This window comes from Enterobacter sp. Ag1, assembly GCA_000277545.1.
Lineage (GTDB): Bacteria > Pseudomonadota > Gammaproteobacteria > Enterobacterales > Enterobacteriaceae > Cedecea.
Genome location: AKXM01000031.1, coordinates 1 through 20,451, shown reverse-complemented (window position 1 = coordinate 20,451; position 20,451 = coordinate 1). Strand labels below are relative to the sequence as shown.

At 52.7% G+C, this 20,451-nt stretch carries 21 protein-coding genes and 1 other annotated feature; of the genes, 12 read left to right on the top strand and 9 right to left on the bottom strand.

All coding sequences use genetic code 11. From position 1 onward, the window contains the following. Nucleotides 1–32 precede the first annotated feature (32 nt). Entirely contained in the window at nt 33–611 is a 579-nt protein-coding gene (grpE, locus tag A936_RS12120) for a nucleotide exchange factor GrpE (protein ID WP_008458175.1), read from the top strand. Between the two features lie 48 nt (nt 612–659). On the opposite strand, the gene A936_RS12115 is transcribed toward grpE, so the two are convergent. Continuing rightward, on the bottom strand, nt 660–1,946 hold the full coding sequence (locus A936_RS12115) for an HlyC/CorC family transporter (RefSeq protein WP_034808997.1): 1,287 nt from the start codon (nt 1,944–1,946) through the stop codon (nt 660–662). A gap of 20 nt (nt 1,947–1,966) precedes the next feature. Beyond that, nucleotides 1,967–2,755 (bottom strand): cytochrome C assembly family protein, encoded by a 789-nt coding sequence (locus tag A936_RS12110; RefSeq protein WP_008458173.1) that lies wholly within the window; start codon nt 2,753–2,755, stop codon nt 1,967–1,969. Nucleotides 2,756–2,922: 167 nt separating this feature from the next. Here A936_RS12110 and ffh point away from each other — a divergent pair, with 167 nt between their 5' ends. From ffh to rplS, 5 genes are all read left to right on the top strand, one after another. Further along, nucleotides 2,923–4,284 carry a signal recognition particle protein gene (gene ffh, locus A936_RS12105; RefSeq protein ID WP_008458172.1) on the top strand — a complete coding sequence of 454 codons (1,362 nt, stop codon included), beginning with the start codon at nt 2,923–2,925 and terminating at the stop codon, nt 4,282–4,284. A gap of 248 nt (nt 4,285–4,532) precedes the next feature. After that, nucleotides 4,533–4,781, top strand: coding sequence for a 30S ribosomal protein S16 (gene rpsP, locus A936_RS12100; RefSeq protein ID WP_008458171.1), 249 nt, complete (start codon nt 4,533–4,535; stop codon nt 4,779–4,781). Between the two features lie 18 nt (nt 4,782–4,799). Next, nucleotides 4,800–5,348: a ribosome maturation factor RimM gene (gene rimM, locus A936_RS12095; RefSeq protein WP_008458170.1), complete on the top strand. Its 549-nt coding sequence runs from the start codon at nt 4,800–4,802 to the stop codon at nt 5,346–5,348. A gap of 46 nt (nt 5,349–5,394) precedes the next feature. Then, nucleotides 5,395–6,162 carry a tRNA (guanosine(37)-N1)-methyltransferase TrmD gene (gene trmD, locus A936_RS12090; protein ID WP_008458169.1) on the top strand — a complete coding sequence of 256 codons (768 nt, stop codon included), beginning with the start codon at nt 5,395–5,397 and terminating at the stop codon, nt 6,160–6,162. Nucleotides 6,163–6,326: 164 nt separating this feature from the next. Then, nucleotides 6,327–6,674 carry a 50S ribosomal protein L19 gene (gene rplS, locus A936_RS12085; protein WP_008458168.1) on the top strand — a complete coding sequence of 116 codons (348 nt, stop codon included), beginning with the start codon at nt 6,327–6,329 and terminating at the stop codon, nt 6,672–6,674. 230 nt (nt 6,675–6,904) lie between these two features. Here rplS and A936_RS12080 read toward each other — a convergent pair whose 3' ends face one another. The 3 genes from A936_RS12080 to yfiR are packed head-to-tail and all read right to left on the bottom strand — an operon-like array spanning nt 6,905 to nt 9,094. After that, nucleotides 6,905–7,390 carry an OmpA family protein gene (locus A936_RS12080; RefSeq protein WP_008458166.1) on the bottom strand — a complete coding sequence of 162 codons (486 nt, stop codon included), beginning with the start codon at nt 7,388–7,390 and terminating at the stop codon, nt 6,905–6,907. Further along, entirely contained in the window at nt 7,387–8,631 is a 1,245-nt protein-coding gene (gene dgcN / locus A936_RS12075; RefSeq protein ID WP_008458165.1) for a diguanylate cyclase DgcN/YfiN, read from the bottom strand. The genes A936_RS12080 and dgcN overlap by 4 nt, the downstream gene beginning before the upstream one ends. Continuing rightward, on the bottom strand, nt 8,624–9,094 hold the full coding sequence (gene yfiR / locus A936_RS12070) for a regulatory sequestration protein YfiR (protein ID WP_157141415.1): 471 nt from the start codon (nt 9,092–9,094) through the stop codon (nt 8,624–8,626). Before yfiR ends, dgcN begins: the two co-directional genes overlap by 8 nt. A 540-nt stretch (nt 9,095–9,634) precedes the next feature. Between yfiR and aroF the strand changes: the two genes are divergently transcribed. From aroF to A936_RS12055, 3 genes are all read left to right on the top strand, one after another. Continuing rightward, on the top strand, nt 9,635–10,705 hold the full coding sequence (aroF, locus tag A936_RS12065) for a 3-deoxy-7-phosphoheptulonate synthase AroF (RefSeq protein WP_008458162.1): 1,071 nt from the start codon (nt 9,635–9,637) through the stop codon (nt 10,703–10,705). 10 nt (nt 10,706–10,715) lie between these two features. Then, nucleotides 10,716–11,837, top strand: a complete 1,122-nt coding sequence (gene tyrA, locus A936_RS12060; RefSeq protein ID WP_008458161.1) for a bifunctional chorismate mutase/prephenate dehydrogenase — start codon at nt 10,716–10,718, stop codon at nt 11,835–11,837. 77 nt (nt 11,838–11,914) lie between these two features. Further along, nucleotides 11,915–12,787, top strand: coding sequence for an SMP-30/gluconolactonase/LRE family protein (locus A936_RS12055; RefSeq protein ID WP_008458160.1), 873 nt, complete (start codon nt 11,915–11,917; stop codon nt 12,785–12,787). 37 nt (nt 12,788–12,824) lie between these two features. On the opposite strand, the gene pheA is transcribed toward A936_RS12055, so the two are convergent. From pheA to bamD, 4 genes are all read right to left on the bottom strand, one after another. After that, nucleotides 12,825–13,985 (bottom strand): bifunctional chorismate mutase/prephenate dehydratase, encoded by a 1,161-nt coding sequence (pheA, locus tag A936_RS12050; protein ID WP_008458159.1) that lies wholly within the window; start codon nt 13,983–13,985, stop codon nt 12,825–12,827. 21 nt (nt 13,986–14,006) lie between these two features. Beyond that, nucleotides 14,007–14,131 (bottom strand) — a sequence feature (Phe leader region). Beyond that, the gene (gene pheL, locus A936_RS23645) at nt 14,083–14,130 is read right to left on the bottom strand and encodes a pheA operon leader peptide PheL (RefSeq protein ID WP_193216298.1); all 48 of its coding nucleotides are present in this window, start codon (nt 14,128–14,130) and stop codon (nt 14,083–14,085) included. Its footprint overlaps the feature before it by 48 nt. A 108-nt stretch (nt 14,132–14,239) precedes the next feature. Then, on the bottom strand, nt 14,240–14,584 hold the full coding sequence (gene raiA, locus A936_RS12045) for a ribosome-associated translation inhibitor RaiA (RefSeq protein ID WP_008458158.1): 345 nt from the start codon (nt 14,582–14,584) through the stop codon (nt 14,240–14,242). 268 nt (nt 14,585–14,852) lie between these two features. Beyond that, nucleotides 14,853–15,590 carry an outer membrane protein assembly factor BamD gene (gene bamD / locus A936_RS12040; RefSeq protein ID WP_008458157.1) on the bottom strand — a complete coding sequence of 246 codons (738 nt, stop codon included), beginning with the start codon at nt 15,588–15,590 and terminating at the stop codon, nt 14,853–14,855. A 133-nt stretch (nt 15,591–15,723) separates the two neighbouring features. On the opposite strand from bamD, the gene rluD reads away from it, so the two are divergent. The 3 genes from rluD to clpB all read left to right on the top strand — a co-directional run bounded on the left by rluD (nt 15,724) and on the right by clpB (nt 20,136). Beyond that, nucleotides 15,724–16,704, top strand: a complete 981-nt coding sequence (gene rluD, locus A936_RS12035; RefSeq protein WP_008458156.1) for a 23S rRNA pseudouridine(1911/1915/1917) synthase RluD — start codon at nt 15,724–15,726, stop codon at nt 16,702–16,704. Next, a complete protein-coding gene (gene yfiH / locus A936_RS12030; RefSeq protein WP_008458155.1) occupies nt 16,701–17,432 on the top strand; it encodes a purine nucleoside phosphorylase YfiH in 732 nt (243 codons plus the stop codon). Before rluD ends, yfiH begins: the two co-directional genes overlap by 4 nt. A 130-nt stretch (nt 17,433–17,562) precedes the next feature. Beyond that, nucleotides 17,563–20,136, top strand: a complete 2,574-nt coding sequence (clpB, locus tag A936_RS12025; RefSeq protein ID WP_008458153.1) for an ATP-dependent chaperone ClpB — start codon at nt 17,563–17,565, stop codon at nt 20,134–20,136. The last annotated feature ends 315 nt before the right edge of the window (nt 20,137–20,451 follow it).

Genomic DNA, 20,451 nt, shown 5'->3' with positions numbered 1-20,451 from the left:
GCGAGATGAATGCTAAAAACGCGGAGAATTTCATGAGTAGTAAAGAACAGAAAACACCTAACGAGCAAGCCCCGGAAGATATCGTCATGGATCAGCACGAAGAAGTCGAGGCCGTAGAAGGTGCCGATGTCGTGGATCCGCGCGACGAAGAGATTGCAAATCTGCAGGCTCAACTGGCAGAAATGAAGCAGCGCGAGCGTGAAATTGAGCCACGCCACCAGGCTGATTTAGCTAACCTGCGTCGCCGTACCGAACAGGATATCGAGAAAGCGCACAAGTTCGCCCTGGAAAAGTTCGTGAACGAACTGCTGCCGGTTATCGACAGCCTGGATCGCGCGCTGGAAGTAGCCGACAAGTCCAACCCGGATTTAGCCCCAATGATCGAAGGCATCGAGCTGACCCAGAAGTCGATGCTGGATGTGGTTCGCAAGTTCGGCGTGGAAGTGGTGGGCGAAACTAACGTGCCTTTTAACCCGGACGTGCACCAGGCGATTGCGATGGTTGAATCTGCCGACGTTGCACCAAATAACGTGCTGATGGTGATGCAGAAAGGTTACACCCTGAACGGCCGTACTATTCGTGCCGCGATGGTTTCCGTAGCCAAAGCCTGATTTATTGCCGAAAGTAAAAAGCCAGCCCGGAGGCTGGCTTTTTTACGTCTATTGCTCAACGCTTTGCCGCAAAGGCTTTACCGGCGTGACGCGCACCTGCTTAATCATGTTGTCCTGTACGTCTAGAATATCGATGTCGTACTGACTGAGCCGGATGCGGGTTCCAGCCGCCGGGATTTCCTGAATTTCTTCCAGAATCATCCCGTTTACCGTGCGGGCGTCGTCTTCCGGCAGCGTCCAGTTAAAGGCTTTATTGAGTTCTCGCACGTTGGCGCTGCCTTCGATAATAACCGAGCCGTCGTTTTGCGGCGTCACTTCTTCCGCAAGCGTAGGGGACATGGACGTGGTGAAGTCACCGACGATCTCTTCCAGAATATCCTCTACGGTTACCAGGCCCTGGATATCGCCGTATTCATCTACCACCAGGCCAACTTTCTTTTTATTACGCTGGAATTTCACCAGCTGCACGCTGAGCGGGGTGCCTTCCGGCACAAAGTAAATCTCATCGGCGGAGCGCAGCATCACCTCTTTGGTAAACTCTTTTTTCTCAGTCATCAGGCGGTAGGCTTCGCGGACGCGCAGCATGCCGATGGCATCATCCAGATTGTCGCGGTACAGCACGATGCGGCCGTGCGGGGAGTGCGTTAACTGGCGGACGATGGACTTCCAGTCGTCATTAATATTGATGCCGACGATTTCGTTCCGCGGCACCATGATGTCGTCGACGCTGACCTTTTCCAGATCCAGGACCGACAGCAGCATATCCTGGTTGCGCCGCGAAATTTGCGAGCGGGATTCATGCACGATGGTTCGCAGCTCGTCTTTGCTGAGGGCGGTGCTAATAATGTTGTCAACCTTGATGCCAACCATGCGCATCAGCAGACGGGTAATAGTATTCAGCAGCCAGACCAGCGGCATCATCAGGAACTGCAGCGGGCCGAGCAGCCAGCTGCTTGGATAGGCGACTTTTTCGGGATACAGCGCGGCGATGGTTTTAGGCAGGACTTCGGCAAACACCAGCACGACAAAGGTTAAAACACCGGTTGCTATTGCCACGCCTGCGTTACCGTAAAGGCGGATGCCGACGATAGTCGCTAATGCAGAAGCCAGAATATTGACCAGGTTGTTCCCGATTAACACCAGGCTAATCAGGCGGTCTGGCTTGCGCAGGAGTTTTTCAACGCGCTTCGCTGCCCGGTTGCCCTGTTTGGCGCGGTGGCGCAGGCGGTAGCGGTTTAGCGTCATCATGCCGGTTTCTGACCCGGAGAAGTACGCGGACACCACCACCATGATGATCAGGGTGACGATCAGCGTGGTGGTTGAGATGTGTTCCAAAAGTGATTTCCTTTAAGAGATTAGCTAACGAACTGCTGCAGGACACGGCTGCCAAAATAAGCGAGGGTTAAAATGCCCGCGCCGGCAACGTTGAACCAGACTACGCGGCGGCCGCGCCATCCTTCATGATAGTGCCCCCACAGCAGAACGACGTAGACAAACCAGGCGAGAATCGACAGCACGGCTTTATCGACGTTTTCCATGCTGAACAGGTTCTTCATGTAAAACAGGCCGGTGCACAGCGTCAACGTCAGCAGGACAACGCCCACCTGGGTGATATGAAACATTTTACGCTCGATCACCATCAGCGGCGGCATTTCCGCGCTGAAGGCCAGCTTTTTGTTCTTTAACTGGTAGTCAATCCACGCCAGCTGCAAAGCGTACAGCGCGGCAATGATCAGCGTCGCATAGGCAAAGAGCGATAGGCCGATATGCACCATCATTCCCGGCGTGGCTTCGAGATGGGTGATAAATTCGTTGGGCATAAAGGTCGCCAGCGCCAGATTTATCAGCGCAAAGGCGTAAACAATCGGTAACAGCAACCAGCCGCGATTACGAGAGGCGACAATGGTCATGACCGTACAAATCATCAGGCTGACGAGGGAGCCTACGTTCAGCAGGCTCAGGTTTTGCCCGCCATCGACGGTAAAGAAGCGCGCTTCCAGCGCCAGCGCATGGCTGACCAGGGCAATAGCGGCGGACAAAATGGCAAAGCGGCGCCATCCGCTGTTCTTCCGCAGAAGACCGGGAATGATCAGCGCCAGGCTGACGGAGTAGGCTACAAGCGCAAGAATGGCGAAAACGGGCATAGTAAGATGTCGGTCAAATTGGCCAGAGAACAAAAAAGCCAGTATAACGTTACCTGCCGCCTGCTCCAACCGTTGGATCACACCCGAGGCGGCTTCATGATATAATCCGCCAAATTCAGTTTTGTGTCGCGAGCAGCGGCCCCAGTTACCACGTTAGGCAAAATACCATGTTTGATAATTTAACAGACCGTCTGTCGCGTACCCTACGCAATATTAGCGGCCGTGGGCGGCTAACCGAAGAAAACGTTAAAGAGACACTGCGCGAAGTGCGCATGGCGCTGCTGGAGGCGGACGTTGCGCTGCCGGTAGTGCGTGATTTTATCAGCCGCGTTAAAGAAAAAGCGGTGGGGCATGAAGTCAATAAAAGCCTGACCCCGGGCCAGGAGTTCGTCAAAATCGTTCGCGCTGAACTGGTTTCCGCGATGGGCGAAGAGAACAGCAGCCTGAACCTCGCGGCTCAGCCACCGGCAGTTGTGCTGATGGCTGGCCTGCAGGGCGCCGGTAAAACCACCAGCGTCGGTAAATTAGGTAAATTCCTGCGCGAGAAGCAGAAGAAAAAAGTGTTGGTGGTTTCAGCGGACGTTTATCGCCCTGCGGCGATTAAACAGCTGGAAACTCTGGCCCAGCAGGTTGAGGTGGACTTCTTCCCGTCTGATGCGCAGCAAAAGCCTGTCGATATCGTTAACGCCGCGCTGAAAGAAGCGAAGCTGAAGTTCTACGACGTGCTGCTGGTGGATACCGCTGGTCGTCTGCACGTCGACGAAGCAATGATGGACGAAATCAAACAGGTTCATGCCGCGATTAAGCCGGTAGAAACGCTGTTTGTGGTCGATGCCATGACCGGTCAGGATGCGGCGAATACCGCGAAGGCCTTCAACGAAGCGCTGCCGCTGACCGGCGTTGTGCTGACTAAAGTGGACGGCGACGCCCGCGGCGGTGCGGCACTGTCTATTCGTCATATCACCGGCAAACCAATCAAATTCCTCGGCGTGGGGGAGAAAACCGAAGCGCTGGAGCCGTTCCACCCGGACCGTATTGCCTCCCGCATCCTCGGCATGGGCGACGTGCTGTCGCTGATTGAAGATATCGAAAGCAAGGTTGACCGTGCGCAGGCTGAGAAGCTCGCCAGCAAGCTGAAAAAAGGCGATGGCTTTGACCTGACCGACTTCCTTGAACAACTCAAGCAGATGAAGAACATGGGCGGCATGGCGAGCATGATGAGCAAGCTGCCGGGCATGGGCCAGTTGCCGGATAACGTCAAATCCCAGATGGACGACAAAGTGCTGGTGCGTATGGAGGCGATTATCAGCTCGATGACGCTGAAAGAACGCGCGCAGCCGGACATCATCAAAGGCTCCCGCAAGCGCCGTATCGCGCAGGGTTCCGGCATGCAGGTGCAGGACGTTAACCGCTTACTGAAGCAGTTTGACGACATGCAGCGCATGATGAAGAAAATGAAGAAAGGCGGCATGGCCAAAATGATGCGCGGTATGAAAGGGATGATGCCACCAGGTTTCCCTGGCCGCTGATTGACTTAGTTTACTTGCCATTTTGACGCCGGGATGTGATCAAAATGCTCACGTACCGGGTGTACGCTCAGCTTTCTGCGCGCACGCCGACGCCAAACTGACCGCGACACCGACGGTCACAAAAGGCAAAGTTTATTAAGTGCTGATTGCTTTTTAGCTAGAAATGAGTAAAATTTTCGGGCTTTTAATATGACACCGGGCTCCATCCCTCGATGGGGCCCGGCGTTTTATTCACTAAAGAGGATGTTATGGTAACTATTCGTTTAGCACGTCACGGCGCTAAAAAGCGTCCGTTCTACCAGGTTGTCGTTACTGATAGCCGTAATGCACGTAACGGTCGCTTCATTGAGCGCGTTGGTTTCTTCAACCCTATCGCTAACGAGAAAGAAGAAGGCGTTCGCCTGGATCTGGATCGTGTAGCACATTGGGTTGGCCAGGGCGCAACCGTTTCTGATCGCGTTGCTACGCTGATCAAAGAAGCTAAGAAAGCAGCTTAATCTGTCACGGTGGTCATGATGAGCAAGCAACTCGCCGCACAGGTTCCTGTTAACCCAATTGTGTTGGGCAAGATGGGCTCCTCCTACGGTATTCGTGGTTGGCTCAGAGTGTTTTCCTCCACCGAAGACGCCGAAAGCATTTTTGACTACCAGCCCTGGTTTATCCAGCGCGGCGGTCAGTGGCAGCAAGTACAGCTGGAAAGCTGGAAGCACCACAATCAGGATCTGATCATCAAGCTGCAAGGCGTTGACGATCGGGATGCCGCGAATCTTCTGACCAATTGCGAAATTGTCGTGGATTCAACGCAGCTGCCGGCTCTTGAAGCGGGTGACTACTACTGGAAAGACCTTATGGGCTGCCAGGTAGTGACCACTCAGGGCTACCAGCTCGGTAAAGTCATCGACATGATGGAAACCGGCTCGAATGACGTTCTCGTCATCAAGGCAAACCTGAAGGATGCATTTGGTATCAAGGAGCGGCTGGTTCCGTTCCTCGATGGGCAGGTTATCAAGAAAGTCGATCTCGCTACTCAAACCATTGAAGTAGACTGGGATCCTGGTTTTTAAAACTCCGAAATCATACGGTAGTCGCTAGCATAGTGGGGATTGGCTTGTGTTTATTGGTGTCGTTAGCCTGTTTCCTGAGATGTTCCGCGCAATTACCGATTACGGGGTAACTGGCCGGGCAGTAAAAAATGGCCTGCTGAGCATTCAAAGCTGGAGTCCGCGCGACTTCACCTATGACCGGCACCGTACCGTGGACGATCGTCCTTACGGTGGCGGACCGGGAATGTTGATGATGGTTAACCCTTTGCGGGAAGCTATCCACGCAGCGAAAGCAGCGGCAGGGGAAGGTGCTAAGGTTATCTATCTTTCACCTCAGGGGCGCAAGCTTGATCAAGCGGGCGTCAGTGAACTGGCAGCAAATGAGAAGTTAATTCTGGTTTGTGGCCGTTACGAAGGGATCGATGAGCGCGTGATCCAAACCGAAATTGACGAAGAATGGTCAATCGGCGATTACGTTCTCAGCGGCGGTGAGCTACCAGCGATGACGCTGATTGACTCAGTCTCCCGTTTTATTCCGGGCGTTCTGGGGCATGAAGCATCGGCAACCGAAGATTCGTTTGCTGAAGGGTTGCTGGATTGTCCTCACTACACCCGTCCTGAAGTGTTGGATGGCATGGAAGTACCGGCAGTGTTATTGTCGGGGAACCATGCGGAGATTCGCCGTTGGCGCCTGAAACAGTCGCTGGGCCGCACCTGGCTTAGAAGACCTGAACTTTTGGAAAACCTGGCTCTGACTGAAGAGCAAGCAAGGTTGCTGGCGGAGTTCAAAAAAGAACATACGCAACAGCAACATAAACATGATGGGCAGGCGTAAGCCCCCTTAACCCCAAAATAGTTGGAGTTGCAGCAAGATGGCAAGCGAGTGAATCCCGATGAGCTTACTTCAGTAAGTGATTTGGGTGAAGGAGAGCAGCCAGCGCAGATGCAGCTTCAAATATGACGGGGAAATATCAGTTTACCCAGGATAAGAGATAAATTATGAGCAATATTATTAAGCAACTTGAACAAGAACAGATGAAACAGGATGTACCTTCCTTCCGTCCGGGCGACTCCGTGGAAGTGAAAGTATGGGTCGTTGAAGGTTCTAAAAAACGTCTGCAGGCATTTGAGGGCGTGGTTATCGCTATCCGTAACCGCGGTCTGCACTCTGCATTCACTGTTCGTAAAATTTCCAACGGCGAAGGTGTTGAGCGTGTATTCCAGACTCACTCCCCAGTAATCGACAGCATTACTGTTAAACGTCGTGGTGCCGTTCGTAAAGCTAAACTGTACTACCTGCGTGAGCGTACTGGTAAGTCTGCTCGTATCAAAGAGCGTCTTAACTAAGATTCGCTTAGGCGACATCCAAATAAAAGGGCTGCCATCTGGCAGCCCTTTTTTATGGGAAAAAGAAAGCATCGTGCGCTTGTAAAGGTCATCACTCTGGCTGAAAAACATGTGAATTGTGTTTTGTTGTTTGCCCCAAACAGTCGAAAACCACGTTTTTCGGCTGTTTGTCACCGGACGGAAAGGGCTGCCATCTGGCAGCCCTTTTTTATGCTCTAAATCGGCCTTGATTATGGGGCGGTGATGACGACCGCGACGCGGCGGTTTTCCGCGCGACCTTCGCCGGTGTTGTTGCTGGCCACCGGGTATTTCTTACCCAAACCTTGGGTTGTGAGGTTGCTGCGTGGGATGTGAGCACCTTCGGCCCAGGCATCAGCCACGATATTAGCGCGCTTGAGGGAGAGCTGTTCGTTGTAGCCGTCTTCACCGTAGTTATCCGTGTGACCATCCATGCGGGCGTGTTTCAGGCCGGTCGCAGAGAGTTTAGCGGCCATACTCTGGATGGTCTGGTAGCTTTCAGGCTGCAGCTTGTACTGGTTTTTACCAAACAGGATCTTGTCTGACAGTCCAAGTGACCAGCCGTCGTTTGACTCAGAGAATCCGTACGAGCGCATCGCGGCAACCTGTTCAGGAGAGAACGTCGATGGCGGTGCCTGACAGCCAGTTAACAGAAACGAGAAGAGGATTGCCGGTGCAAATAAGCGTGAAGCTTTCATAATGTATCCCTTTGGGGCGGTTTTATTAGCAACTCACGTTGCTTGTGTTTTTCTATGTACATATTGCGATCAGCAGTTTCCATCAGGCTTTCCGCTGAGGTGATATCTTTCGCGAGCGCAACGCCGATGCTTAGGGTCATGGTGACCCAGTGCTCGCCTGGTAAAAGGATCGGCTGCTCGACCATTTCTTTTAACTGTTCCAGCACGGAAGCGGCCTGTTCTTCGCTGTTCACAGAATGAAGCAGCATGGCAAATTCGTCCCCGCCGAGACGGAAGGCGAGGTGGCGCGTATTGGCATACACCTGTAACCGTTTTGCGACTTCAATAAGCACAGCATCCCCGGCCGCATGTCCCCAGGTATCGTTAACAAATTTGAAGTTGTCGCCGTCCATAAACAGCAAGGCGCTGTTCTGGAGTATTTCGGGATCTGCAATCAGTTTATCCAGCGCGGTTCGGAAGGCTGCTCGGTTTGCCAGGCCCGTTAATGAGTCCTGCAGGGCAGTTTTCTGCAGCGAAGCATTTTTCAGCTGAAGCTGTTTTTGCCATTCTTCCATCTCATCAAGCAGGCTGTTGAAGTCCTGGGCAAAGAGGTGAAACTCCTCAATTTTTTCCGGTGATACGCGGCGAGAAAAGTTACGGTTGCTGCGAACGTCGTGGACAACGTCAGTAATATTCTGCAGCGCGGCATCAATATCGCGATGTAAATGGCGTGAAATGCCTAAGGCGATAACTGACGCGAGTAAAATACAGGCCGTCAGCACGCCTAATGAGAGCCAGACAAACAAAGTCACGGTAGCATCCGTGCCTATCAGCCGCATTTCCCCGATGATTTTCCCGTTATGCCAGATAGGCTGCCTGATCGGATGAGGATATAGCCACCGGGTCACCAGGCCACTCACCATGTCATGCTGAGACGGCTTATCTGCCTGCCAGTGCGTGAGCTCCTGACCATTAACATCTACCACCTTTGCGGCGGTGAATTGCCCTTGCTTGCCCAGCACGGCCAGGGTTTCATTGGCCGCGGTGCCATCACGGAAAACAACGGCGGCTTCCAGGCTATGACTTACAGTCACCGCCAGCAATTCGAGGTTTTTTTGCGCATACTGTTTTAGCGTCAGCATCGAAGCGACGGAAAGCAGCAGCCAGACAGCCAGCATGGCAATAACCACGCTGATTATGCTAATTCTACGTAACGTTCCTTTAAACGTTGGACGTGACGGCGTAGTCAAATCCTTATTCATGACTATTATTCCCTGGCCGAGCCAGCAGTAATACATCCGGACTAACCCTGACGCCGCTGCGGCTGAGGGCATCAAGGTTTACCGAAAAAGAAACTGCGTCATTATGAATATTCAGGCAGAAAGCACTGCCAATTATGCATTGTGGGTTCTGCTCGGCAATTAACAATAAAGGCCGGGATTGATAACGTTCTATTAATTGCAACTGCTGTTGTGGTGACTCGTTACCAAAATATATCCCGTCGCAGTTCGCTCGCAATGCCTCGTCTGATGACTGAACGAGGAGGGGTTGATATGAAATATCGCTATTTTTTGTGCTTAGCGTCGTGGCATAGGCTGCCGTTGAAAATATGCAGAGCTTTGGAAGCCCCTGTAGCTGAGGCCAGCGGGTGTAGCTGACAATCCCGGCCACTGTAGTGCGGACTTTGTCGGGCAGCACGGGGCTTGTTGCCTGTGCAGCCTGCATCCTGAATATCGTTAGCGCGAGGACGATAAACGTTAAAAATAACGTCAGCCCGCGGAGTTGAGACGTGGTTTTCACGTGCCACCAGCCCAAAAGCATCCTGGCCGGTGAAGCCAGTCTTTATTATTTATGATGTTGCCTTTGAGCATATCACTCCCACGTATTTCCGTCATTCATTCCCAGGTGTGATGATATTCCTGATTATCCAAAATAATAACGAGAATAACCCTGGAATGATGCTGTAAATCGTTATCGGTTTCCCCACGAAAAACGCACACGTAGGGGATAATATCAGCATAGAAGGTGGAATGAATTTTTACGCGCGCTTTTGTTTAGTCATGCAGGTTTGACCGTAAAATGTGCATTTTTATGTTTTGTGTAATCTTTTGTTTACGAATTTGGCGATTGTATGCGGCATTTAATTGGTTGTGTAACGATTAATTTACGTATAATGGATTGCAATCTTTACTGTCGGCGGTTACAGTAAGGCCTCCTCTACGAGGAAACGACTATCGCAAACGAGCTAAATACAGGGCAGACATCATGCAAAAAGACGCGCTTAACAACGTTCATATCTCTGACGAACAGATACTCATCACGCCGGATCAGCTTAAAGCGGAATTTCCACTCACTGCGGCTCAGGAAGCGCAAATTGAGCAGTCCCGCCAGACGATCTCCAATATTATTGCTGGCCGCGATCCGCGCCTGCTGGTTGTTTGTGGACCTTGCTCGATCCACGATCCGGAAGCTGCGATTGAATACGCTCGTCGTTTTAAAGCTCTGTCTGAACAAGTTAGCGATAGTCTGTACCTCGTGATGCGCGTCTATTTTGAAAAGCCTCGTACGACCGTGGGTTGGAAAGGGCTTATCAACGACCCGCACATGGATGGCTCGTTTGATGTGGAAGCAGGGCTGAAAATTGCGCGTCGCCTGCTGGTTGAGTTGGTAAGCCTGGGGCTGCCGCTGGCAACCGAGGCGCTGGATCCCAATAGCCCGCAATACCTGGGTGACCTGTTTAGCTGGTCTGCAATTGGTGCCCGTACCACTGAATCCCAGACTCACCGCGAAATGGCTTCCGGTCTTTCTATGCCGGTTGGTTTTAAAAATGGGACTGATGGCAGTCTGGGCACGGCGATTAACGCGATGCGCGCCGCGGCAATGCCGCACCGCTTCGTGGGCATTAACCAGGCAGGGCAGGTTTGCCTGCTGCAGACTCAGGGTAACCCGGATGGGCACGTGATTCTGCGCGGCGGTAAAGCACCTAACTACAGCCCGGCGGATGTTGCCCAGTGTGAAGTCGAAATGCAGAAAGCAGGCCTGCGTCCGTCCTTGATGATCGATTGCAGCCACGGCAACTCAAATAAAGACTTCCGTCGCCAGCCGGGCGTGGCCGAATCCGCCATTGCCCAGATTAAAGATGGTAACCGCTCTATTATTGGCCTGATGATTGAAAGTAATATCCATGAAGGGAATCAATCATCAGAGCAGCCGCGTAGCGAAATGAAATACGGCGTGTCCGTTACCGATGCATGCATCGACTGGGAAACTACGGACAGCCTGCTGCGTGAGATCCACAAAGATCTGAGCGGCGTGCTGGCGGCTCGTCAGGCATAAGAGGTTTACTATGGTGGCTGAATTGACCGCACTGCGCGATCAAATCGACGAAGTAGATAAAGCACTACTGGATTTGCTGGCTAAGCGGCTGGAACTGGTAGCGGAAGTGGGTGAAGTAAAAAGCCGCTTCGGCTTGCCGATTTATGTGCCGGAGCGAGAAACCTCCATGCTGGCGTCTCGCCGCAAAGAGGCCGAAGCTCTGGGCGTTCCGCCGGATTTAATTGAGGACGTGCTGCGCCGCGTGATGCGCGAGTCGTACTCCAGCGAGAACGACAAGGGCTTTAAAACCCTGCATCCTGCTTTGCGTCCGGTGGTGATTGTTGGCGGCGGTGGCCAGATGGGCCGTCTGTTTGAAAAAATGTTGACGCTTTCCGGCTACCAGGTTCGTATTCTTGAAAAAGAAGACTGGGACAAAGCACCGGCGCTGCTGGCCGATGCGGGCATGGTGATTGTCAGCGTACCGATTCATATCACCGAGCAGGTTATCGCTAAGCTGCCTCCGCTGCCGGCGGACTGCATCCTCGTGGATTTAGCGTCGGTGAAGAATGGCCCGCTGCAGGCGATGCTTGCCGTACATTCGGGCCCGGTTCTTGGCCTGCACCCGATGTTTGGCCCGGATAGCGGCAGCCTGGCAAAACAGGTTGTGGTCTACTGTGATGGTCGTCAGCCTGAAGCCTATCAGTGGCTGTTGGAACAGATTCAGGTATGGGGTGCGCGCTTGCACCGCTCCAGCGCGGTTGAGCATGACCAGAACATGGCGTTTATTCAGGCGTTGCGCCACTTCGCGACCTTCGCCTATGGCCTGCATCTGGCGGAAGAAAATGTGCAGCTTGAACAGCTGCTGGCGCTGTCTTCGCCGATTTACCGCCTGGAGCTGGCGATGGTGGGCCGACTGTTTGCCCAGGATCCACAGCTTTATGCCGACATCATCATGTCGTCGGAAAGTAACCTGGCGCTGATCAAGCGTTATTATAAACGGTTCGGCGAGGCGATCGGCCTGCTGGAACATGGCGACAAGCAGGCGTTTATCGACAGCTTCCGGAAAGTGGAGCACTGGTTCGGGGATTACGCGCAGCGTTTCCAGAATGAGAGCCGCGTTCTGTTACGGCAGGCAAATGATAACCGTCAGTAAGTGCCAAAAGGTCTTATAATCAAAAGCCAGTGGGAGTTTGCCCGCTGGCTTTTTTGTTTGTCAAAAGGATCCCTGAAATGGCTGAGCCGCAGTTGCTGTTCGACTATACCGGTCACTTACCCGAATGCCCTACGTGGAGTGCAGAAGAAGGCAGCCTCTACTGGACGGATATTCTGGAGAATGAAATCCACCGCTACCATCTGGCCAGCGGCAAACATGACGTTATTCAGTTTTCTGAAGAAGTAGGCTGTTTTGCCTTGCGTGAGTCCGGCGGATTTATCGTGGCGATGCGAAGCGGTATCTGGCTAACCAATAATACTGGGCTGATCGTGGGCAAAGTCTGTGATAACCCGAGCAACCCGGATTTGGCGCGTTTCAACGATGGCGGCACCGACAGGCAGGGGCGTTTTTATGCCGGCACGTTCTGGGGGCCAGGGGATTACAACGGCGCGTTACTTTGCCGGGTGGATAACGATTTGACGCCGCATGTAGTTCAGCATGATATTCATGGCGCAAACGGGCTTGCATTTAGCCCGGACGGCAAATGGATGTATACCTCTGACACGCCCAATGCCGTGATTTACCGCACGCCGCTGAATGAGCAAGGCGAGCCAGGCCGACGTGAAGTCTTCAGGCGGTTTGCCGAAGGTGAGGGCATTCCTGATGGCGCGGCGATGGATTGCGAGGGCTATTACTGGACGGCGTTGTTTGATGGCTACCGCATTGTGCGCATTTCTCCTCAGGGTGAGATTGTGGAAGAGCATCGCTTGCCCGTGCGTTGCCCGACGATGGTCTGTTTTGGCGGCGAGGATATGAAAACGCTGTTTATTACCACCACCAGAGAAAATATGGACGAAGATGAAGTGGCCCGATTACCGCTTTCCGGGGCGCTTTTCACCCTCCGCGTTGCGGTGGCCGGAATGGAAAAACTGAAGTTTCGGGAAGTGTGATTTGTGCAGCCCGGTTTTAGCCGGGCTGGCATTGTGATCAGGCCGGGTCGACCGGTACCACGTTTTCGCTTGGGTAGCTGCCGAGCACTTTCAGAGAGCGAGTAATTTCCCCCAACTCGCGCAGCGCCTTACGCATACTCTCATCTTTCAGGTTTGCCTGAATATCCAGATAGAACATCTCTTCCCACGGGTTGCCGTTGATTGGACGCGATTCCAGCTTAGTCATGATCAGACTGTGGTTGCGTAATACCAGAAGTGCTTCTACCAGGGCACCGGCCTGCTGGCCAGTCGCCATCAGCAATGTAGTTTTCGCTGGTACCTGATCGGACACTTCGACGGCCTTACGGGCCAGAACGATGAAGCGGGTGATGTTCTGGGTCTGGTTCGCGAGGTTACGTTCCAGCACCTGCAGGCCATAAAGTGCGCCGCCGGCTTCGCTGCCCAAAGCGGCAACGCGAGGAGAGTTGGCCTGAGCGACTTTTTCCATCGCGGCAGATGTACTTTCGGTGTATTCAATTTTCCAGTGTGGATAACGATTAATGAACTGGCTGCACTGCTGGAAAGGTTGAGGATGACTATAAACCGTTTGGATTTCCTCGAGATCGGTGGAACCGGAAACCAGTACGCAGTGGTCAATCGGCACGGTCATTTCGGCAACAATCGACAGGCTGGTGTGCTGCAGTAGATCGTAGACGTCATTAATGGCCCCGGAACTTGTGTTCTCGATTGGCACGACAGCGTAATCGGCCTGGCCGGTTTCCACCTGATTGAAGATGTCGTGGAATTTGGCACAGCCGCTTTCGATGAACTGCTCAAAGTGGCGTGCGGCATACTGGCGCGCAGCAAGATGAGAATAAGAACCTTTGGGGCCGAGGAAAGCGATGCGGGCAGAGTGAGGGTTCGTTTTGTTCAGGTGCTGCTGCAGCAGAGTTTGCTGGGTCAGAACAGAATCTTCAATAATGAGCTGGAACAGGCGCGTGATGTAGTGGGCATCGAGATGGTGACCTTTACCGAGAGTAATCAGGCGTTCCAGTAAATCTCTTTCACGATCGATATCGCGTACCGGGCGGTGAGAAGCGAGTTTGGCTTTGCCAACTTCAACCGCTAGCAGGCGGCGCTCTGCCAGCAGGGCTAACAGCTTTTCATCCAGCGCGCTGATTTTATCGCGCAGGGTCAGCAACGGATTAATTTCGGTCATAACGCTACCTTTTCGGTGTCCATAAAAAAAGCCTCCCGGTTGGGAGGCTTGTTTGTTCGTCTTCGCATTCTTTATCACACGACGAATTGCCTCCCAGTCAGGGGAAGGTAAAAAAGAATGCGAAGAAGAACGGGAAAAGTTTCATGTCAGGTTTCCTGAGGAATCTGAGAGGTAAAGTACCTGCTCTGTTTTCGTTCTGTCAATAAAAAACGCGCCCGGAGGCGCGTTGCGGTGAGTGGAAGGAGAGTGATGTATTACTCTTCGTCAGCTTCTGCTTCTGCGAAGGACACGTCTTTCACTGAACCTGCTGCGCGACGTGCTTCACCTTTGTGTTGCACTTTATTTAACTGCCGCTCCAGTTTGTTGATCAAATCGTTGATAGCCGTATACATATCTTCATGTCTGGCACTGGCTACGAGGTGCCCATTCGGTGTGTTAATCGTGGCATCAGCCACAAAACCTTGAGGCTCTTTGGACAAGATAATATGTGGATTAATGAGATGAGTTTGCCACTTGTCCAGTTTGCTGAGACGGTCGGCGACATGCTGGCGAATAGCTGGGGTGATTTCCATTTGCTTGCTGGTAATGTTCATTGTCATAAATTTACCTCTTGTCTTTGCCGTCTTGGTAACTCCAGCATACCGTTCTTAATGTCAAAATGTGTGATGTAAATCACGTTATTTTGTCACTTTTTGTCAAGGAGACCTTTTTGTGAGGCAGGACAGGATATGTGCTTTTAAGGCTTGTGGTTATCAGAAATCACGTCCATATTGGATGGGATGACCTGACGCTAAACCGTTTCAGTTTTCGCGTCGGCAGATAAAAAAACGGCAGCCGAGGCTGCCGTTTTTCTTGTTATATTGTCGATCAGGTGTTGCTGCTGTTGGCGGCAATGATCTTCGCGACTTTCTCTGCCTGACCCGGCATCTGCAGCTCGCGGTAGGCATTTTCCATCAGCTTCAGGCCATCGCGGGTGGCCTGAGTGTCAGGATAATCACGCAGCATACCTTCTACGCGATTAACTACTGCCACCCACGCGCCGCGTTTCGTGTAATATTGCGCCACGGAAAGCTCATACTTCGCCAGGCGATCTTTCAGGAACACGAGACGTTTAGTCGCATCGGTAACGTACTGGCTGTTCGGGTAGCCGCGCACCAGCTTCGAGAAGTCGTTAAAGGCATCGCGTGCGTGCTGTGGATCCCGGTCGGAACGGTCAACGCCGAAGAAGCCCTGCAGCGCACTGTCATCCAACGCCATGTCCGTCAGGCCACGCATGTAAAGTACGTAGTCGATGTTTGGGTGCGTTGGATTGAGGCGCATAAAGCGATCGATCGCCGCCTGAGCCAGCGGTAAGTCCGCATTTTTGTAGTAGGCGTAGATCAGGTCGAGCTGCACTTGCTGAGAGTACGGGCCGAATGGATAGCGGTTATCCAGCGCTTCCAGTTGCGTTATCGCCGCTTTAAAGTTACCGTCCTGCAGCTTTTGCTGGGCAGTCGCGTAGATCTCAGAAGGCGGATTATCAGGAACCTCATCCTTGGAACTGGAGCAACCAGCCAAAGCCAGGCTCAACGTGGCCGCTGCCACCAGATATTTCATGCGCGTCATGACGTTTGACTTTCCTAAGTAATGTTATTTCCGGGAGAGTTCGTGTTCCGGCTCCCGATAAAGACCAGCTACAATAGCACATTATATTAAACGGCATTGCCGTAAAACCCAACGTTAACGAAAGAAGCTGTCTATGGCACAACTAGTACAACTCACCGAAACGGTGTCCGATTCACAACTGGGTCAACGCTTAGATCAGGCATTGGCCGAATTGTTCCCGGATTATTCGCGTTCGCGCATAAAAGAATGGATTCTTGACCAGCGAGTTACGGTCAACGGCGTTGTCTGGGACAAGCCGAAAGAGAAAGTGTTGGGTGGCGAAAGCGTAACCATCAATGCTGAAATTGAAGAAGAGGTCCGCTGGGAGGCTCAGGATATCCCGCTGAATATCGTCTACGAAGATGAAGATATTCTGGTGATCAACAAGCCACGCGACCTCGTTGTGCACCCCGGTGCAGGCAATCCGGACGGTACTGTGCTCAATGCGCTGCTGCACTATTACCCGCCAATTGCGGATGTGCCTCGCGCGGGCATTGTTCATCGTCTGGATAAAGACACCACCGGCCTGATGGTTGTGGCAAAAACTGTCCCGGCGCAAACTCGCCTGGTTGAAGCCCTTCAACTGCGAGAAATTACCCGTGAGTACGAAGCCGTTGCAATTGGTCATATGACAGGCGGTGGTACGGTTGAAGAACCAATCAGCCGCCATCCAACTAAACGTACCCACATGTCAGTGCATCCAATGGGCAAACCGGCGGTCACTCACTATCGCATTATGGAGCACTTCCGCGTGCATACGCGCCTGCGTTTGCGTCTGGAAACCGGCCGTACTCACCAGATCCGCGTTCACATGGCGCATATCAGCCATCCGCTGGTGGGCGATCAGCTTTACGGTGGCCGTCCTCGTCCGCCGAAAGGCGCATCGGAAGAGTTCGTCAGCGTACTGCGCAAGTTTGATCGCCAGGCCTTACACGCAACCATGCTGCGCCTGTACCATCCTATCAGTGGTATTCTGATGGAGTGGAGCGCGCCAATCCCACAGGATATGGTTGAACTGATCGAAGCTTTACGCGCTGATACCGAAACCCATAAAGACCAACTGGACTGGCTATGACCAAAACGATCGTCCCGCACTGGCCTCTTCCTGAAGGCGTTGCTGCCTGTAGCTCAACCCGGGTGGGTGGCGTTAGCGTCGCACCGTATGACTCGATGAATCTGGGTGCCCATTGCGGCGACGATCTGGCTGATGTTGAAGAGAATCGTCGGCTATTTTACGCAGCCGCAGGCTTGCCTTCGAAGCCGGTCTGGCTTGAGCAGGTTCACGGGAAAACTGTGTTGAAGCTAACGGGCGAGCCATATCCCTCAAAGCGAGCGGATGCTTCTTATAGCAATACGCCGGGGACGGTTTGCGCGGTGATGACGGCGGATTGTCTGCCGGTGCTGTTTTGTAATGAGGCCGGAACTGAAGTTGCGGCAGCGCATGCTGGCTGGCGCGGTTTATGTGAAGGCGTGCTCGAAGAGACGGTAGCCTGTTTCCAGGATCGCCCACAGAATATTCGCGCCTGGCTAGGGCCGGCAATTGGCCCTCAGGCGTTCGAAGTGGGGCCGGAAGTTCGCGAAGCCTTTATGGCGAAGGACGAAAAAGCGGCAAACGCTTTTAGCGCAGCGGGCGAAAAGTACTATGCTGATATCTACCAGCTTGCAAGGCAGCGGCTGGCGAACGTGGGTGTTACGCAGGTGTACGGCGGTGACCGCTGTACCTGGACCGAAAGTTGCGATTTCTTCTCATACCGTCGCGACAGAACAACGGGTCGTATGGCAAGTTTCATCTGGCTGATATAACCTATCGAATCAAGACGATCCAGTGCGTGTCGCTCGCGCTTCATATATTTCAGGTCATTAACCTTGAATAATTGAGGGATGACCTCATTTAATCTCCAGTAGCAAATTTGACCTGTTTATGGGAGGAGTTATGCGTCTGGATCGTCTTACCAATAAATTCCAGCTTGCTCTCGCCGATGCCCAATCTCTTGCTCTTGGGCACGACAATCAATTCATCGAACCTCTGCATCTGATGAGCGCTCTGCTCAATCAGGAAGGGGGCTCTGTGCGTCCGTTACTGACCTCTGCGGGAGTCAACGCGGGCAAATTACGTACCGACATCGAGCAGGCATTAAGCCGCCTGCCACAGGTAGAAGGCACCGGCGGCGACGTTCAGCCTTCTCAGGATTTGGTGCGTGTACTGAACCTGTGCGACAAACTTGCACAAAAAAGAAACGACAACTTTATTTCGTCAGAACTGTTTGTTATGGCGGTACTTGACTCACGCGGCACTCTGACCGACCTGCTGAAAGCGGCAGGCGCAACGCCAGCCAACGTAACCGCCGCGATTGAGCAAATGCGTGGAGGGGAGAACGTGAACGATCAAGGTGCCGAAGATCAACGTCAGGCATTGAAGAAATACACCGTTGATTTAACTGAGCGAGCTGAACAAGGCAAGCTGGACCCGGTAATCGGCCGTGATGAAGAAATTCGGCGTACTATCCAGGTATTGCAGCGCCGTACCAAAAATAACCCGGTACTGATTGGTGAACCGGGCGTGGGTAAAACAGCCATCGTCGAAGGGCTTGCACAACGTATCATTAATGGCGAAGTACCTGAAGGCTTGAAAGGCCGGCGCGTGCTTGCGCTGGATATGGGCGCGCTGGTGGCCGGTGCCAAATATCGCGGTGAGTTTGAAGAGCGTCTGAAAGGTGTGCTCAACGATCTTGCTAAGCAGGAAGGCAACGTCATTCTGTTTATTGATGAGCTACATACCATGGTTGGCGCAGGTAAAGCCGACGGCGCAATGGATGCCGGGAACATGCTTAAGCCAGCCCTGGCTCGAGGTGAATTGCACTGCGTTGGCGCAACCACGCTCGACGAATACCGTCAATATATAGAGAAAGATGCCGCGCTTGAGCGTCGTTTCCAAAAAGTGTTTGTAGCAGAGCCTTCTGTAGAAGACACCATTGCGATTCTGCGTGGGCTGAAAGAACGCTATGAGCTGCATCACCATGTACAAATTACCGACCCGGCGATTGTCGCGGCAGCTACGCTGTCCCACCGCTATATTGCCGATCGTCAGCTGCCGGATAAAGCCATCGACCTCATCGACGAGGCCGCATCCAGCATTCGTATGCAGATAGACTCCAAGCCGGAAGAGCTTGATCGTCTTGACCGCCGTATTATTCAGCTCAAGCTGGAACAACAGGCGTTGAAGAAAGAATCTGATGAAGCCAGTCAGAAACGCCTCAGCATGTTGAATGAAGAGCTGGAAGATAAAGAGCGTCAGTATTCGGAGCTCGAAGAAGAGTGGAAGGCGGAGAAAGCCTCGCTGTCAGGTACGCAGACCATTAAGGCTGAGCTTGAACAGGCGAAAATAGCAATCGAGCAGGCTCGCCGCGTGGGTGACCTTGGGCGGATGTCTGAATTGCAGTACGGCAAAATTCCAGAGCTGGAAAAACAGCTGGCCGCGGCAACCCAAAGCGAAGGGAAAACCATGCGTCTGCTGCGTAATAAAGTGACGGATGCAGAAATCGCTGAAGTCCTGGCTCGCTGGACCGGGATCCCGGTAGCCAGAATGCTGGAAGGTGAGCGCGACAAGCTATTACGTATGGAAAAAGAGCTTCATCAGCGTGTGATTGGCCAGGATGAAGCCGTCGAAGCTGTCTCTAACGCGATTCGTCGTAGCCGTGCTGGATTGTCCGATCCTAATCGCCCAATAGGTTCGTTCCTGTTCCTGGGGCCAACCGGGGTAGGTAAGACTGAGTTGTGCAAAGCGTTAGCGAACTTTATGTTCGACAGTGACGATGCGATGGTGCGTATCGACATGTCCGAGTTTATGGAGAAACACTCCGTATCGCGGCTAGTGGGTGCGCCTCCGGGTTATGTCGGTTATGAAGAAGGTGGCTATTTGACGGAAGCCGTTCGTCGCCGTCCTTATTCCGTTATTCTGCTGGATGAGGTAGAGAAAGCGCATCCGGATGTGTTTAACATTCTGTTGCAGGTTCTGGACGACGGCCGTCTTACCGATGGGCAGGGCCGTACTGTTGATTTCCGTAATACGGTTGTCATTATGACCTCTAACCTTGGTTCAGACTTAATTCAGGAGCGTTTCGGTGAACTGGATTACGGCCATATGAAGGATCTGGTGCTGGGCGTTGTTAGTCAAAGCTTCCGTCCGGAGTTCATTAACCGTATTGATGAGGTTGTTGTCTTCCATCCTCTTGGGGAGCGCCACATTGCTTCTATTGCTCAGATTCAGCTGCAGCGTCTGTACAAACGGCTGGAAGAGCGTGGCTATGGCGTAAGTATCTCTGACGACGCATTGAAGCTCATCAGCGAGAACGGTTACGACCCGGTCTACGGTGCTCGTCCGTTGAAACGCGCTATTCAGCAGCAAATTGAAAACCCATTGGCTCAGCAAATCCTTTCCGGTGAGCTGATTCCTGGAAAAACAATCAAGCTGGAAGTCAAAGACGACCGCATTGTGGCTGTGCAGTAAGTCACTCAACGTAAAAAACGAGCCCATTTGGGCTCGTTTTTGTTTGTAAAACAGCCATTGCTGGCTGGGTTTTATTCTTTTTGCCTGGAAAGTGAGCGGTCAGAAAGTTTTTTCAAATTAGGGGTTGTCAGGCTCTGAGAACTCCCTATAATGCGCCTCCACTGACACGGCGAAGCGGCTTCGAAAGCGGCTTCACAACCCGGTAGTCAGTCAGACGAAAGCGAAAATAAACGCTTGACTCTGAAAGAGGAAAGCGTAATATACGCCACCTCGAGTTAGCAAGCGAAAGCGACTGACTCACTGCTCTTTAACAAT

What these genes read in the sequence shown, in the direction of transcription:
- grpE (WP_008458175.1), top strand. Translation starts at nt 33, where the DNA reads ATGAGTAGTAAAGAACAGAAAACACCTAACGAGCAAGCCCCGGAAGAT.
- A936_RS12110 (WP_008458173.1), bottom strand. Translation starts at nt 2,755, where the DNA reads ATGCCCGTTTTCGCCATTCTTGCGCTTGTAGCCTACTCCGTCAGCCTG.
- ffh (WP_008458172.1), top strand. Translation starts at nt 2,923, where the DNA reads ATGTTTGATAATTTAACAGACCGTCTGTCGCGTACCCTACGCAATATT.
- rpsP (WP_008458171.1), top strand. Translation starts at nt 4,533, where the DNA reads ATGGTAACTATTCGTTTAGCACGTCACGGCGCTAAAAAGCGTCCGTTC.
- rimM (WP_008458170.1), top strand. Translation starts at nt 4,800, where the DNA reads ATGAGCAAGCAACTCGCCGCACAGGTTCCTGTTAACCCAATTGTGTTG.
- rplS (WP_008458168.1), top strand. Translation starts at nt 6,327, where the DNA reads ATGAGCAATATTATTAAGCAACTTGAACAAGAACAGATGAAACAGGAT.
- A936_RS12080 (WP_008458166.1), bottom strand. Translation starts at nt 7,390, where the DNA reads ATGAAAGCTTCACGCTTATTTGCACCGGCAATCCTCTTCTCGTTTCTG.
- dgcN (WP_008458165.1), bottom strand. Translation starts at nt 8,631, where the DNA reads ATGAATAAGGATTTGACTACGCCGTCACGTCCAACGTTTAAAGGAACG.
- yfiR (WP_157141415.1), bottom strand. Translation starts at nt 9,094, where the DNA reads ATGCAGGCTGCACAGGCAACAAGCCCCGTGCTGCCCGACAAAGTCCGC.
- aroF (WP_008458162.1), top strand. Translation starts at nt 9,635, where the DNA reads ATGCAAAAAGACGCGCTTAACAACGTTCATATCTCTGACGAACAGATA.
- tyrA (WP_008458161.1), top strand. Translation starts at nt 10,716, where the DNA reads ATGGTGGCTGAATTGACCGCACTGCGCGATCAAATCGACGAAGTAGAT.
- A936_RS12055 (WP_008458160.1), top strand. Translation starts at nt 11,915, where the DNA reads ATGGCTGAGCCGCAGTTGCTGTTCGACTATACCGGTCACTTACCCGAA.
- pheA (WP_008458159.1), bottom strand. Translation starts at nt 13,985, where the DNA reads ATGACCGAAATTAATCCGTTGCTGACCCTGCGCGATAAAATCAGCGCG.
- raiA (WP_008458158.1), bottom strand. Translation starts at nt 14,584, where the DNA reads ATGACAATGAACATTACCAGCAAGCAAATGGAAATCACCCCAGCTATT.
- bamD (WP_008458157.1), bottom strand. Translation starts at nt 15,590, where the DNA reads ATGACGCGCATGAAATATCTGGTGGCAGCGGCCACGTTGAGCCTGGCT.
- rluD (WP_008458156.1), top strand. Translation starts at nt 15,724, where the DNA reads ATGGCACAACTAGTACAACTCACCGAAACGGTGTCCGATTCACAACTG.
- yfiH (WP_008458155.1), top strand. Translation starts at nt 16,701, where the DNA reads ATGACCAAAACGATCGTCCCGCACTGGCCTCTTCCTGAAGGCGTTGCT.
- clpB (WP_008458153.1), top strand. Translation starts at nt 17,563, where the DNA reads ATGCGTCTGGATCGTCTTACCAATAAATTCCAGCTTGCTCTCGCCGAT.